12 protein-coding genes are annotated in these 14,243 nt (G+C 67.9%); 8 read left to right on the top strand and 4 right to left on the bottom strand.

Features of this window, described 5'->3' with window-relative positions; translation table 11 throughout:
* Window positions 1–10 precede the first annotated feature (10 nt).
* The 5 genes from V8683_RS22910 to iolB are packed head-to-tail and all read left to right on the top strand — an operon-like array spanning window position 11 to window position 6,695.
* Window positions 11–832 carry an ATP-binding cassette domain-containing protein gene (locus tag V8683_RS22910; RefSeq protein ID WP_411190043.1) on the top strand — a complete coding sequence of 274 codons (822 nt, stop codon included), beginning with the start codon at window positions 11–13 and terminating at the stop codon, window positions 830–832.
* 39 nt (window positions 833–871) lie between these two features.
* Complete coding sequence (locus V8683_RS22905; RefSeq protein ID WP_411190044.1) at window positions 872–2,911, top strand: bifunctional 5-dehydro-2-deoxygluconokinase/5-dehydro-2-deoxyphosphogluconate aldolase; 2,040 nt, start codon at window positions 872–874, stop codon at window positions 2,909–2,911.
* Window positions 2,908–4,947 (top strand): 3D-(3,5/4)-trihydroxycyclohexane-1,2-dione acylhydrolase (decyclizing), encoded by a 2,040-nt coding sequence (iolD, locus tag V8683_RS22900; RefSeq protein ID WP_411190045.1) that lies wholly within the window; start codon window positions 2,908–2,910, stop codon window positions 4,945–4,947. Before V8683_RS22905 ends, iolD begins: the two co-directional genes overlap by 4 nt.
* 9 nt (window positions 4,948–4,956) lie before the next feature.
* On the top strand, window positions 4,957–5,895 hold the full coding sequence (gene iolE / locus V8683_RS22895; RefSeq protein WP_411190046.1) for a myo-inosose-2 dehydratase: 939 nt from the start codon (window positions 4,957–4,959) through the stop codon (window positions 5,893–5,895).
* Window positions 5,892–6,695 carry a 5-deoxy-glucuronate isomerase gene (iolB, locus tag V8683_RS22890; protein WP_411190047.1) on the top strand — a complete coding sequence of 268 codons (804 nt, stop codon included), beginning with the start codon at window positions 5,892–5,894 and terminating at the stop codon, window positions 6,693–6,695. The genes iolE and iolB overlap by 4 nt, the downstream gene beginning before the upstream one ends.
* A gap of 85 nt (window positions 6,696–6,780) precedes the next feature.
* Here iolB and V8683_RS22885 read toward each other — a convergent pair whose 3' ends face one another.
* A complete protein-coding gene (locus tag V8683_RS22885; protein WP_411190048.1) occupies window positions 6,781–8,454 on the bottom strand; it encodes a methyl-accepting chemotaxis protein in 1,674 nt (557 codons plus the stop codon).
* A gap of 366 nt (window positions 8,455–8,820) precedes the next feature.
* On the opposite strand from V8683_RS22885, the gene V8683_RS22880 reads away from it, so the two are divergent.
* From V8683_RS22880 to V8683_RS22870, 3 genes are all read left to right on the top strand, one after another.
* Entirely contained in the window at window positions 8,821–10,071 is a 1,251-nt protein-coding gene (locus V8683_RS22880; protein WP_411190049.1) for an MFS transporter, read from the top strand.
* A 255-nt stretch (window positions 10,072–10,326) separates the two neighbouring features.
* The gene (locus V8683_RS22875) at window positions 10,327–10,812 is read left to right on the top strand and encodes an adenosine-specific kinase (protein WP_411190050.1); all 486 of its coding nucleotides are present in this window, start codon (window positions 10,327–10,329) and stop codon (window positions 10,810–10,812) included.
* A 6-nt stretch (window positions 10,813–10,818) separates the two neighbouring features.
* Entirely contained in the window at window positions 10,819–11,712 is an 894-nt protein-coding gene (locus tag V8683_RS22870) for an ATP adenylyltransferase family protein (protein ID WP_411190051.1), read from the top strand.
* Window positions 11,713–11,793: 81 nt separating this feature from the next.
* Here V8683_RS22870 and V8683_RS22865 read toward each other — a convergent pair whose 3' ends face one another.
* The 3 genes from V8683_RS22865 to V8683_RS22855 all read right to left on the bottom strand — a co-directional run bounded on the left by V8683_RS22865 (window position 11,794) and on the right by V8683_RS22855 (window position 14,184).
* The gene (locus V8683_RS22865) at window positions 11,794–12,261 is read right to left on the bottom strand and encodes an acyl-CoA thioesterase (RefSeq protein WP_411190052.1); all 468 of its coding nucleotides are present in this window, start codon (window positions 12,259–12,261) and stop codon (window positions 11,794–11,796) included.
* Window positions 12,262–12,322: 61 nt separating this feature from the next.
* A complete protein-coding gene (locus tag V8683_RS22860) occupies window positions 12,323–12,853 on the bottom strand; it encodes an NUDIX domain-containing protein (RefSeq protein WP_411190053.1) in 531 nt (176 codons plus the stop codon).
* Between the two features lie 83 nt (window positions 12,854–12,936).
* Window positions 12,937–14,184 carry a YbfB/YjiJ family MFS transporter gene (locus V8683_RS22855; protein WP_411190054.1) on the bottom strand — a complete coding sequence of 416 codons (1,248 nt, stop codon included), beginning with the start codon at window positions 14,182–14,184 and terminating at the stop codon, window positions 12,937–12,939.
* Between the last annotated feature and the right edge of the window lie 59 nt (window positions 14,185–14,243).

The raw sequence follows: 14,243 nt of genomic DNA, 5'->3' as shown, positions 1-14,243 counted from the left end.
GGAGGCTTCCATGTCCGAAACCACTACCGCAAGCAGCGCGGCAAACAACGCCGACACGATCCTCGCGCTCGAAAACGTCAGCAAGTACTTCGGCAAGGTCATCGCGCTCAACGGCGTCACGCTGCGCCTGAAACGCGGCGAGGTGCACTGCCTGCTGGGCGACAACGGCGCCGGCAAGTCCACGCTCATCAAGACGCTCGCGGGCGTGCACCAGCCCACCACCGGCCAGTACTTCGTGGACGGCAAGCCCGTGCAGTTCGAGTCGCCCAAAGAGGCGCTCGATCTCGGCATCGCGACCGTCTACCAGGATCTGGCGCTCGTGCCGCTGCTTTCCGTCGCGCGCAACTTCTTCATGGGCCGCGAACCGCAGAAGAAACTCTTCGGCCTCCTCAACGTGATGGACCTCGATTCGAGCGCGACGATCGCGAAGGATCGCCTCGCCGAGATGGGCATCAACGTGCGCGACCCGCACCAGGCGATCGGCACGATGTCGGGCGGCGAACGCCAGTGTCTCGCGATCGCGCGCGCCATCCACTTCGGCGCACGCGTGCTGATCCTCGACGAACCCACTGCCGCGCTCGGCGTCAAGCAGAGCTTCAACGTGCTCAAACTGATCCATACCGCGCGCGCCAAGGGCATCTCGGTCATTTTCATCACGCACAACGTGCACCACGCCTACCCCATCGGCGATTCGTTCACGCTGCTCAATCGCGGCCGCTCGCTCGGTACCTACACGAAAGACACGATCAGCAAGAACGAAGTGCTGGACATGATGGCGGGCGGCGCGGAGATGCAGAAGATGATCGCCGAGCTCGACGGCGCGACCATCTGAGCGCGCGGTACGACGGCATCGAATTCAACAGGAATACCTATGGCACTCACCCGTTCCCCCGCCTCGTCCGCCGCAGCCACCGACGCGGCGAGCCGCTTCGCGCCCGGCAAGACGCGCGACATCGTCTGCCTCGGGCGTCTTGGCGCGGATCTCTACGCGCAGCAGGTTGGCGCGCGGCTCGAAGATGTCTCGACCTTCTCGAAGTACCTGGGCGGATCGTCGGCGAACATCGCGTTCGGCTGCGCGCGGCTAGGACTCCAGTCGGCCATGCTCACGCGTGTCGGCGACGATCACATGGGCCGCTTTCTCGTCGAAACGCTCGCGAAGGAAGGCTGCGACACGAGCCACGTGCGCGTGGACCACGAGCGCCTGACCGCGCTCGTGCTGCTCGGCCTGAAAGACCGCGACACGTTTCCGCTCATCTTCTACCGCGAGAATTGCGCCGACATGGCCGTCGATGCGCAGGACTTCGACGAAGCGTTCATTGCCTCGTCGAAAGCGCTCCTCATCACGGGCACGCACTTCTCCACCGAGCAGGTGAACCGCACGAGCCTCACGGCGCTCGACTACGCGCGCCGCAACAACGTGCGCACAGTGCTCGACATCGACTATCGCCCGGTGCTATGGGGCCTCACCGGCAAGGCCGACGGCGAGACGCGCTTTGTCGCGAGCGAAGGCGTGTCGGCACACCTGCAGCGTATTCTGCCGCTCTTCGACCTCGTGATCGGCACGGAAGAAGAGTTCCGCATTGCCGGCGGCAAGGAGTCGCTGGCCGAAGCCCTCGCGTGCGTGCGCGAAGTCACCGGCGCCACGCTGCTCGTCAAGCGCGGGCCGCTCGGCTGCCAGATCATCGAGGGCCCCGTGCCCGCCTCGCTCGACTCGGTGCCGATGCAGCGCGGCGTGGAAGTCGAAGTGCTCAACGTGCTGGGCGCGGGCGACGCGTTCGCCTCGGGCTTTCTCTCGGGATGGCTGCGCGATGCGTCGCTCGAAGACTGCGCGCGCACCGCAAACGCATGCGGCGCGCTGGTGGTGTCGCGCCACGGCTGCGCGCCCGCCATGCCGACGCCCGCGGAACTCGACTATTTCCTGAGCGAAGCCGCCGCCGACCCCGTACGCATGCGCCGCCCCGACCGCGACGCGACGCTTGCACGCCTGCACCGGGTGACGCCGGCACGCGTTCAGCACGACGAAGTGCTGGGCTTCGCCTTCGACCATCGCAACCAGTTCTTCGACCTCGCGCAGCAAACGGGCGCCGACGAATCCCGCGTTTCGCAGCTCAAGAACCTCTTCGTCGAAGCCGTCGCTCAAACCGAGCAGGCGCTTGGCCTGCAGGGTCGCATCGGCGTCCTGATCGACGACCGCTACGGCCAGGACGCGCTGAACGCGGCCACCGGACGCGGCTGGTGGATCGGCCGTCCCGTCGAGCTGCCCGGCTCGGTGCCGCTCGTGTTCGATCACGGCCGCTCGATCGGCACGACCCTGGCGTCCTGGCCCATCGGACACACGGTGAAGTGTCTCGTGCAATACCATCCCGACGATCCCGTCGAGCAGCGCATCGAGCAGGAGTCCCAACTGCGCGCGCTCTACGACGCCGTGCAGGCCAGCGGCCACGAACTGCTGCTCGAAGTGATTCCGCCGAAGCGCGACGGCGTGCCGAACGCGCCCGATACGGTCTACCGCGCACTCAAGCGCCTCTACAACATCGGCCTCTACCCCGAGTGGTGGAAGCTCGAGCCGACGGACGCCGAACAGTGGCGCGCCATCGATGCACTGATTACGGAGCGCGACCCGTATTGCTGCGGCGTCGTGCTGCTCGGACTCTCGGCACCGGTCGAGCAGCTTGAAGAAGGCTTCCGCCTGGCGGCACAGTCGGCCGCCTGCCGCGGCTTCACGGTGGGCCGCACGATCTTCTACGAACCGAGCCTCGCTTGGCTCGCGGGCGAAATCGGCGACGATGAAGTCATCGCGCGCGTGCGCCGCACGTTCGAAACACTGATCGCCGCCTGGCGCGCCTCGCGCGCGAAACCGCAATCCGCCGCCGATGCCGCGACGCTCACCCGCGAGGAGAAAGCAGCATGAACCAGCGCATCGCTCCCGCCGCGACGGAAAGCCACCCGGCTCACCCGGGCGCCCAACAGGCCGCGCACGGTCCGACCGTGCGTCTCACGGCCGCCCAGGCGCTGGTGCGCTACCTGGCCGCGCAGCGCGTGGCTTGCGAGGACGGCTCGGGCCGCACCGAGCCGCTCTTTGGCGGCGTCTTCGCGATCTTCGGCCACGGCAACGTGGCCGGCCTCGGCGAGGCGCTCTATCAGTGGCGCCACGAACTGCCCACGCTGCGCGCGCACAACGAGCAGGCGATGGCGCACAGCGCGATCGCCTACGCGAAGGCGCATTTTCGCCGCCGCATGATGGCCGTGACCACGTCGATCGGCCCCGGCGCGACGAACCTCGTCACCGCCGCGGCGCTCGCGCACGTGAATCGCCTGCCCCTGCTGCTCCTGCCCGGCGACATCTTCGTTTCGCGCGAGCCCGACCCGGTGCTGCAGCAGATCGAGGACCTGCACGACGGCGGCCTCTCGGCCAACGACGCGCTCAAGCCGGTCTCGCGCTACTTCGACCGCATCGTGCATCCGGCGCAACTGCTCAGCGCGCTGCCGCGCGCCATGCGCGTGCTGACCGACGCGGCGCTGTGCGGCCCCGTCACGCTCGCGCTGCCGCAAGATGTGCAGGCCACCGCGTGGGACTACCCGGTAAGCTTCTTCACGCCGCGCCTCGTGAGCTTTCACGCACCCGCTCCGGTGCAGGCCGAGATCGACAGCGCGCTCGACCAGCTCTCGCGCGCGAAGCGTCCGCTGATCGTGGCGGGCGGCGGCGTGCTGTACTCGCGCGCCTCGGAAACGCTGCAGGCGCTCGCGGCGGCACGCGGCATTCCGGTCGCCGAAACGCAGGCCGGCAAGGGCGCGCTCGCGTGGGACGATCCGCTCAACGTCGGCGCGCTCGGCGTGACGGGCTCGCCCGGCGCCAACGCGCTCGCGCATGAGGCCGACTGCATCCTCGCCGTCGGCACGCGGCTGCAGGACTTCACGACGGGCTCGAATTCGCTGTTCCAGCACGCGCACGTCATCAGCCTGAACGCCAACGGCTTTGACGCGATCAAGCACAACGCATGGACCGTGCAGGCCGACGCGAAGCTCGCGCTCGCCGCGCTCGGCGAAGAGCTTGGCGAGTGGCGCGCCGACGCCGGCTGGACCGCCAGAGCCCTGAGCCTCGCGAGCGAATGGCGCGAGCGCGTCGAAGGTCTCACGCATGCCCCGCAGGCACGCAACTCCCTTCCCTACGACGCCGACGTGATCGGCGCGGTGCAGCGCTCGTCGAGCCGCTCGCCCGCCGAAGACATCGTCGTCTGCGCGGCGGGCACGCTGCCGGCCGAACTGCACAAGCTCTGGCGCGCGGGCCGGCCCGGCGCCTATCACGTCGAGTACGGCTACTCGTGCATGGGCTACGAAATCGCGGGGGGCCTCGGCGCGAAGCTCGCGCGTCCCGACCGCGAAGTGATCGTGATGGTAGGCGACGGCAGCTACCTGATGATGAACAGCGAGATCGCCACCTCGGTGATGCTCGGCGCGAAGCTCATCATCGTCGTGCTCGACAACCGCGGCTATGGCTGCATCAACCGGCTGCAGCAAGCCTGCGGCGGCGCCCCGTTCAACAACCTGTTCGACGACTGCGCGCAGGGCCCGCTCGGTGCGCCGCGCATCGACTTCGCTTCGCATGCGCGCTCGCTGGGCGCCCAGGCGGAGCACGTCGCGAACGTCGCCGAGCTGGAGGCCGCCATGCAGCGTGCGCGCGCCTCGGCACGCACCTACCTCATCAGCATCGACACCGATCCCGCGCGCACGACCGCGGACGGCGGCTGGTGGTGGGAAGTGGCCGTGCCCGAGGTCTCGGCGCGCGCGGCGGTGCGCGAAGCGCGCGAACACTACGACGAACGCCTGGCCTCGCGCAGCCGCGGCGAGGAACCCGCCGCGCAGCCGGAAGACACGGCGCCCGCGGCCGCACCGGCCGACGCCGATGGCGCCGACGCACCCGCGCCGCGCGCTGACGATCAAGCCTGAGGAACGCATATGAGCGCATTTGAAATACGCATCGGCATCAATCCGCTTTCGTGGATGAACGACGACCTCCCGTCGCTGGGCGGCGAGACGCCGCTCGAAGTCGCGCTGACCGAAGGCCGCGAGATCGGCTACGAAGGCTTCGAGCTCGGCAACAAGTTTCCGCGCGAGCCGCAGGCCCTGAAGGCCCTGCTCGCCCAGTACGACCTTTCGCTCGTGTCGGGCTGGTACTCGGGCATGCTGGCGCGCCGCAGCGTGGAGGAAGAGATCGCCGCCGTGGACAAGCATCTCGACCTGCTCGCGCAAAACGGCGCAACGGTCATGGTCTACGGCGAAGTCGCCGACTCGATCCAGGGCGCGCCGCGCCCGCTGTACCAGCGGCCGCGCTTCTTCAGCGACGCGCAATGGGATGCCTACGCCGCGCGCGTGGACGCCTTCGCGCAGCACACGCTCTCGCGAGGCGTGCGGCTCGCCTATCACCATCACATGGGCGCTTATGTCGAAACGCCCGCCGACGTGGACAAGCTGATGGCGCGCACGAGCGACGCGGTAGGCCTGCTGTTCGACGCGGGACACATGACGTTCGCGGGCGGCGATCCCGTCGCCGAGCTCGACAAGCACATCGCGCGCGTGTGCCACGTGCACTGCAAGGACGTGCGCCCCGCCGTGATCAAGCTCGCGCGCAACCGCAACTGGAGCTTTCTCGACGCGGTGCTCGCGGGTGCCTTCACGGTGCCCGGCGACGGCGCCGTCGACTTCCCGACGGTCATCGACCGCCTCAAGCGCCACGGCTATCGCGGCTGGCTCGTGGTGGAGGCCGAGCAGGATCCCGTGATCGCGCCGTCGTATGCCTACGCGCAGAAGGGCTACCGCACGCTGCGCGAACTCGCCGACGCGCCGCCGCTGTCGCCGCAATCGGCAAACCGGACCGTATCCAAGGAGGCAGCATGAGTCTGCTCGTGAAGGCCGCGCGCGAAGGCCTGACCATCGCGCGCGTCACGCCCGCCAGCGCGGGCTGGCGCTATGTGGGCTTCGCCGCGCATCGGCTCGCCGAGGGCGACGTGGTCTATGTGTACGAAAAAGACCGCGAAAGCTGCATCGTCGTGCTCACGGGCACCGTGGATATCGAAGCGGGCGGCGAGCGCTGGTCGAGCCTCGGCTCGCGCGACAGCGTGTTCGAGGACGCCGCGCCCTACGCGCTCTATGTGCCGCCCGGCGTGAAGGCGACCGTGCGCGCCACGCGCGCGGCAGAGGTGGGCGTGGCGAGCGCGCCGGCGCAAGGCACGCTGCCCCTGCGTCTCATCGAGCCTGCCCAGATGAAGCGTTCGACGCGCGGCAAGGGCCTCAATACGCGCTACGTCTGCGACATCCTCCCGCAGACCGAACCCGCGGAATCGCTGCTCGTGGTGGAAGTGCGCACGCCCACCGGGCATTCGTCGAGCTATCCGCCGCACAAGCACGACGCCGATCGCCTGCCGCAGGAAAGCGCGCTGGAAGAGACCTACTATCACCGGCTGAACCCGCCGCAGGGTTTCGCGTACCAGCGCGTCTACACCGATGCACGCGACCTCGACGAAACCATGGCCGTGGAGGATCACGACGTGGTGATGGTGCCGCGCGGCTATCATCCGGTCACCGTGCCGTACGGCTACGACTCGTACTATCTGAATGTCATGGCCGGACCGCGCCGCGAGTGGCACTTCCACAACGATCCTGCTCACGAATGGATCATCGAGCGGGATGCCAACTAATCCGAAGCAAGCGTAGTGCCCCTGAACGCAAAAAGCCGCCTGCAAGGGCGGCTTTTTGCATCATCCCCCGGGCCGGGACGGCACCTCACGCCAGCCTGAACTTCCCGACCAGCCGCTTGAGCGCCTTGGCCTGATCGTCGAGCGACTGGGCGGCGGCCGTGGCTTCTTCCACGAGCGCCGCGTTCTGCTGCGTGCCGGCGTCCATCTGCGTGACCGAACGGCTGATCTCCTCGATGCCCGCGCGCTGCTCGTGCGACGCCGCGGAAATTTCGCCGATGATGTCGTTCACGCGCTTGACCGCCTTCACGACGTCGTCCATCGTGCGGCCGGCATCCTGCGCGAGCGTCGAGCCGTTCGCCACGCGCTCCACCGAGGCGCTGATGAGCGACTTGATCTCCTTCGCCGCCGTGGCGCTACGCTGCGCGAGATTGCGCACCTCGCCCGCGACCACCGAGAAGCCACGCCCTTCCTCGCCCGCCCGCGCCGCTTCGACGGCCGCGTTGAGCGCCAGGATGTTGGTCTGAAACGCAATGCCCTCGATCACGCCGATGATGTCGGCAATGCTCTTCGCGCTGTCGTTGATCTCGTTCATCGTGGAGACCACGCGGCCCACCACGGCGCCGCCCTTCTCCGCAATTTCCGACGCGTTGCCCGCCAGCGTGCTCGCCTGCGCGGCGTTCTCGGCGTTCAGGCGCACGGTGGAGGTGAGCTGCTCCATGCTGCTTGCGGTGCGTTCGAGCGCGACCGCCTGGTCCTCGGTGCGTTTCGAGAGGTCGAGGTTGCCGGTCGATATCTCGCTCGACGCCGAGGCGATCGCCTCGGCGCTCGCGGCGATTTCCGCTACCGTCACCGAAAGACCTTGCTGCATGTCGCGCAGCGCGCCAAGCATGCTCGAGGCGGCACGCGCATCGAGCTTTACGGGCTGAGCGAGATCGCCCGCCGCAATGCGGCTCGCAATTGCCTTCGCCACCGCGGGATCGCCGCCCAGTTGCCGTGCGATGCGCCGCACGACCCACTCGCTCACGAAGAACGCGAGCACGAACAGCGCGACGGTAGCCGCCGCGATCATCACGAACGACGACTTGAAGATGAACGCCGCCGCCGAAATCGTTTCTTTCGCCGCGGCGCCGCGCTGCTCGACGAGCTCATCGACCAGCTTTTCGAGCTTCTCCGTTTCGACGAGCAGCGAGACGTCCTGCGTGGCGACCTGCCAGCCCATCTGCGAAAGGTCGAGCGGCTGCGCCTTCACTAGCGTCACGAAATCGCGCAGATGACCGCTCCAGGTCGAACTCGCGCCCGCCAGCTTCTTCTGGAGATCGAGCGCCGCGCCGCCCGAGCGCTGCGCATCCTGCTGCAGTTGATCCATCTCGCTCCCGAGCGCCGCGAGATCGTGATCGATATCCTCGCCCAGTTCGTCGCGCTCCTTCGCCGTGGTGGCCGTGAGCAGCATCTTCTGGGCGCGGCTCGCGCGCAGCATGTGACCGCGCACCTCTTCGGCCGCGCGGCTCGCCACGTAGCCCTGTTCGTAGATCGACTGCGTCGAGCCGTTGAGGCGGCTGATCTGCGCGAGCGAAAACGCGCCCATCGCGAGCGTGCCGATCAGCAGCACGGCAAATGCGGTGCGCAATGTCGCCTTGACTGAAAACGCTTTGCCGCCGCCTTGCCGCGCGGCTCGGGAGGAGGCCTGGGGCGCACCCGCGGCGCCTGGGTCCTGCGGCACGAAGCCGGCTTGCCGGCTGCCCTGCGATACAGCTTTCATGTTTTGACGGTCTCCAGCGTTTTGTCGGACGCGCACAGACTGATCGACACAGCGCGCCACAACCCGGTCAACGGCAAATTCGCGCGCGATCTTTAACATCGCGCCGGTATCGGTCTCGCGTTCCGGCCCCGTAGCGACGCGCCTCGTGGGCACGCGCACCGGCGGGTTATACACGATCAAAAAGTACCGCCAATAAAACGCCTCGCGGGGAATGTCCCAATCTCGACAAAATATGTCCTGACCGTGCAGACGAGACACATTACACTGCGTCTCATAACTCATATACATGTTCCTTTCATGCCGTCGCCGACTCTCTCGCCCCACTGGGGTACGGCTCCCGCATGAAGCTCTCTGCCCTTGGACACGATGGAAACCAGCCTCGACAAGCGCGCCCTGCCCGGCGCCGCCCCCGCGTCTGCGCCGAGCGCCTCCGGCGCCCAGCGCACCGTGTACTCCGTGCTCGGCGCGATCAGCTTTTCGCATCTGCTCAACGACATGATCCAGTCGTTGATCCTCGCCATCTATCCGATGCTGAAGGACAACTTCTCGCTGTCGTTCACGCAGATCGGCCTCATCACGCTCACTTACCAGATCACGGCGTCGATGCTGCAGCCGCTCGTAGGCGTCTATACCGACAAGCGGCCGATGCCGTACTCGCTGCCCGTCGGCATGGGCTTCACGCTGTGCGGGCTGCTGCTGATGTCGGTCGCGCCGACCTTCGGGGTGCTGCTCGTGGCGGCGGCACTGGTGGGCTGCGGCTCCTCGGTGTTCCATCCCGAATCGTCCCGCGTCGCGCGCATGGCCTCGGGCGGCCGCCATGGCCTTGCGCAGTCGCTCTTCCAGGTGGGCGGCAATGCGGGCTCGTCGCTCGGGCCCCTGCTCGCCGCGGCCATCATCATTCCGCACGGCCAGCGCAGCATCGCGTGGTTCTCGGTGGCGGCACTCGTCGCCATGTTCGTGCTCACGCAGATCGGCCGCTGGTACAAGGCGCATCCGGGCATGAAGAAAAAGCGTGCCGAGATGCCGCATGTCGCGCTCTCGCGCGCCCGCGTGGCGAGCGCCATCGGCGTGCTCGTGCTGCTCGTGTTCTCGAAGTACTTCTACCTCGCGAGCATCAACAGCTACTTCACGTTCTATCTGATCGACCGCTTCCATCTGCCCATACAGGCCGCGCAGATACATCTGTTCGTGTTCCTCGCCGCCGTTGCCGCGGGCACGATCATCGGCGGCCCGGTGGGCGACCGCATCGGCCGCAAGTACGTGATCTGGGGCTCGATTCTCGGCGTGGCGCCCTTCACGCTGCTGCTGCCCTATGCGAACCTGTTCTGGACCGGCGTGCTGACGGTGATCATCGGCATCGTGCTGGCCTCGGCGTTCTCGGCCATCCTCGTCTATGCGCAGGAGCTGATTCCGGGCAAGGTCGGCATGGTGGCCGGCCTCTTCTTCGGCTTCGCGTTCGGCCTCGGCGGCATCGGCGCGGCCGTGCTCGGCCAGCTTGCCGACGCCACGAGCATCGGCTTCGTCTACAAGGTCTGCTCGTTCCTGCCGTTGATCGGCATCCTCACCGTGTTCCTGCCCGACGTCGAGGGCAAGCGGGCGAAGAAGGCCGCGGCCTGAATGAAAGGCGAGGTCCTCGGGCCTCGCGCGTGCAAGACAGAACGGCCGGATGCCCCTGGGGGCGCCGGCCGTTTTCTTGGGTCCGCGCCTGGCCTGTGTTCGGCCCGCGTTTTGCCCGGCGTGGCGCCGCGCACGGGACGTACTACACTGGGTTTGACGGCAAGGCATTCGCGCTTTGCGCATCGCAAGCCGATCCGAAGCCCCCGTCCCGACGAGGGCCGCCGCCCTTCGTGACGCCCACGCGCGAGGTCCGCCATGCAACTGTCCACGGTAGAGATCGTCAAGCCCGAGGCCACCAACTTCGTCCTCGGGCAATCGCATTTCATCAAAACGGTCGAAGACCTGCACGAGGCGATCTACGGCGCCGTGCCGGGCATCCGTTTCGGGCTCGCGTTCTGCGAGGCATCGGACAAGCGGCTCGTGCGCCGCTCGGGCACCGACGACACGCTCGTCGAGATGGCGACGGACAACGCGCAGCGCATCGGCGCGGGACATAGCTTCATCGTCTTTCTCGGCGACGGCTTCTTCCCCGTCAACATGCTCAATGCGATCAAGTCGGTTCCCGAGGTCTGCCGCATTTTCTGCGCGACGGCCAATCCGACCCAGGTGCTGATTGCGGAAACGGACCAGGGGCGCGGCATTGTCGGCGTGGTGGACGGCTTCCCGCCGCTGGGCATCGAAGCCGAAGACGACGTGCGCTGGCGCAAGGACCTGCTGCGCGCGATCGGCTACAAGGCTTGAGCGCCGATGAGCTCGTCCGTCGACCTGTACACGGCGCTCGAACGGCAAACGGCGCTGGCGCTCCAGCGCGGCGCGCTGCTGCCGATCGAAACCGCGCTCACACCGATCGACGATCACGGCGTGCGCTTCGCCGTGCGCGTGGCGGCCAATCTCGCACGCAAGGACGCGGCACGAAAAACGCAGGATACCCAAGCACCGCATAACCCCTTTCTGCCGTACGACGACGACCTCTTCGTCGCCGATCTTTCGCCCACGCACGTCGCACTGCTCAACAAGTTCAACGTGATCGATCATCACTTGCTGATCGTGACGCGAGCCTTCGAACCGCAGGAAGCGCTGCTCGACGCCGCCGACTTCGCGGCGCTCGTCATGGCGCTGCGCGAGCTCGACGGCCTCGGCTTCTATAACGGGGGAACGGCGGCGGGCGCGAGCCAGCCGCACAAGCACCTGCAGGTGGTGCCGTTGCCGCTTGGCGACAGCGCGCCGCCGGTGCCTATGGAGGCGCTGCTCGACCGCGCGCACGTCGTGCACGACACGCTGCCGGTCGAAACCGTGCCCGATCTGCCGTTCTGTCATGCCTTCGCGCGTCTCGACCTTGCCGGCGGCGCCGTCGACGAAGCCGCGCGCGAGGCGCTCGGGTGCTATCGCGAACTGCTCGACGCGGCGGGCGTTCCCGTTATCTACGTAGGCGGTGTGCCGCACCAGGGCGCGCCGTACAACCTGCTTGTCACGCGCCGCTGGATGCTGGCCGTGCCGCGCTCGGAGGAGCGCGCAGAAGGGATTTCGGTCAATGCGCTCGGCTTTGCGGGCTCGTTCTTCGTGCGCGACGCGGCGCAATTGCAGGCACTCAGGAGCCTCGGGCCGATGACGGCGCTCGCGCGCGTGGGCGTTGCGCGCTAGAGCGCGGGCTCGCGCTTGCCCACACCTGCGCCCGCAACCGCAACCGCAGTCGCAGTCGCACCCAAGCGAATGCGGCGCTGCTTAGCCGCGCGTAGGATCGGCGACGGCTTCGGTCACGACAAGCGGTTCGAGCGCCGCACGCAGCGCATCGGGCAGCGCGCTTACGGGCCGCCGCGTCGCGCGATCGACGTAGACGTGCACGAAATGGCCTTGCGCCGCAGGCGCCTCCTCGCCCTCGCGAAAGAGCCCGACCTCGTAGCGCACGCTCGATGAGCCAAGACGCGCCACGCGCAATCCCGCATCGACACGCTCGGGAAACACGAGCGGCGCGAAGTAGTTGCACTGCGTTTCGACGACGAGCCCGATCGTCGCGCCATGCTCGATGTCGAGCGCCCCCGCGCGGATCAGATACTCGTTTACGACGGTGTCGAAATAGCTGTAGTAAACGACGTTGTTCACGTGGCCGTAGACATCGTTGTCCATCCAGCGTGTGCCGATCGGCAGGAAGTGGCGATAGCCTGCACGGGAAACGGTGACGGGTCGGTTCATCGGCGTGATCCTGGGAAGGCGGTACGGGAAAGGTTGCGAGGAAAGCGCGCTGGCAGGCGCATCACTGCCCGGGCCGTTCGACGAATTCGAACGGCAGGCCGCGCCGGCGCATCCATTCGCCGAGCGCCTGGCCCGTGCCCGCGCGCCACGGCCGCAGCTTGGCGGGCTCGACGAGGCGGTATTCGAGCAGTTCGGGGGAAAGCGCAATCGTGCCCGTCGCCTTCACGTGATACGCAATGATGAGTTCGTTCTTGCGGATGAACTCGTAGACGCCGACGAGCTCGACGCTCTCGGCGCGCAGCGCAGTCTCTTCGAACACCTCGCGCGCAATGCCCTCTTCGGGCGTCTCGCCGTTTTCGAGGAAGCCGGTGATGAGCGCGAACATGCCCTCGGGCCAGGCGGCGTTGCGCGCGAGCAGCACGCGGCCCTCGTATTCGACGATCGCGGCGACAACGGGCAGCGGATTGTTCCAGTGCACGTACCCGCAGACGAGATCGGGGCAAGCAAGGCGGACGCGGCCGCCTTCGTGGGCGGGATCGGCGCGTTCGGTGAGACGCGAGGCACAGCGGGGACAGTACTGGTAGTCGCTCATGTCGATGGGGGCATGCGCAAGGCAAGCCCGATGCCGCCGCGCGGCCCGGCGGGCACGCTCACGACGGACGCAAGGCGACTATTCTAGTGCGCTATCCGGCCGCGCGTGCAGGCTCGCCAGACAAGGCCGAGCGCTCCGGCCACGAGCGCGGCCGCCGCGAGCCACAACGACGGCGAGAAGGAGCCGGTCGCCGCCGCCAGCGGCGCGGCCACGAGCGGCCCGGCGATCTGGCCGATCCCGTAGGCGGCCGTAGCATACCCCATCAGCGCGGCGGCATGCTCGCCGCGCAGCAAGCGGGCTTCGCGCATCGCAAACAGCGTGATGGCCGTGAACGGCAGCCCGATCAGCACGCTGCCGAACGAAAAGCCCGCCGCGTTCGGCCAGACGATCCCCAGCGCAATGCCCACGGCCTGGAACACGTAGCAGCCCGCGAGCATCAGGCGATTGTCCCAATGCAGCGGCAGGCGCGCACCGGCGAGCGCCCCCACGATCAGCGCCGCGCCGAACATCGGCCAGAACAGGTCGGGCCACACGGAGCCGGGCAGCGCATGGCGCGCGATCACGGGCAGAAAGGTCGCCGTGATGATGTAGCCGAAGCCCGGCACGCCATAGAGCAGGACGAGCCAGAAGGCGTCGGCGCGGTTCGTATCGGGTGCGGCGGGAGCATTTGCCCCGGCCGCGGCGCGTGCAGCTCCTGCCGCGCGGGGCGCCGGCGCGCGCCGGTCCTCGCCGAAAGTGGACCACACGAACACGGCGAGCACCGCGCTGATCAGCCCGAAGCCGATCCAGCCGGCGCGCGCCCCAAGACCGCCGGCTGCGCTGACGACAAGCCCGGTCGCGACGATGCCGACGCCCGGGCCCGTATAGATCACGCCGCCCCACTCGGGCGCGCTCAATTCGGCCAGCCGCCGCAGACCCCATTGCGAGGCGAACACGAAGGTCCACGCGCTCACGGCGCCCGCCACGAACCGCACCACGGCCCAGATCCAGAACTGCTGCGTGAGCCCCATTGCCAGCGTCAGCAGGACCGTCGCGGCCAGCCCCACGCGGACGATCGTGGCATGCGCGCCGCGCAGCGCCACGCAACTGAGCGCACCCGCAAAATAGCCCGCGTAGTTGAGCGACGCCAGCCAGCCGCCGTGGCGCAAATCCAGTCCGCCTCCGTGCAGCATTAGCGGCAGGAGCGGCGTGAACGCGAAACGGCCGACGCCCAGCGCCACCGCGAGCGTCACCATGCACGCGAGCGCGGTCTGGCGCGCGGCATCGGGGCCGTGCGAGCGGGCATGCGGCTCGGCAGAAGAAGCGGCGGGACGGGAGACGAAATCATTCATGGCGGCAAAAGGCGCGGAAGACGCAAATCGACCTTGCCGTATCGTAAGCCATCCAATCG

This window comes from Paraburkholderia sp. AV2, from assembly GCF_054968425.1.
This window is presented reverse-complemented; position numbering and strand designations above follow the sequence as displayed.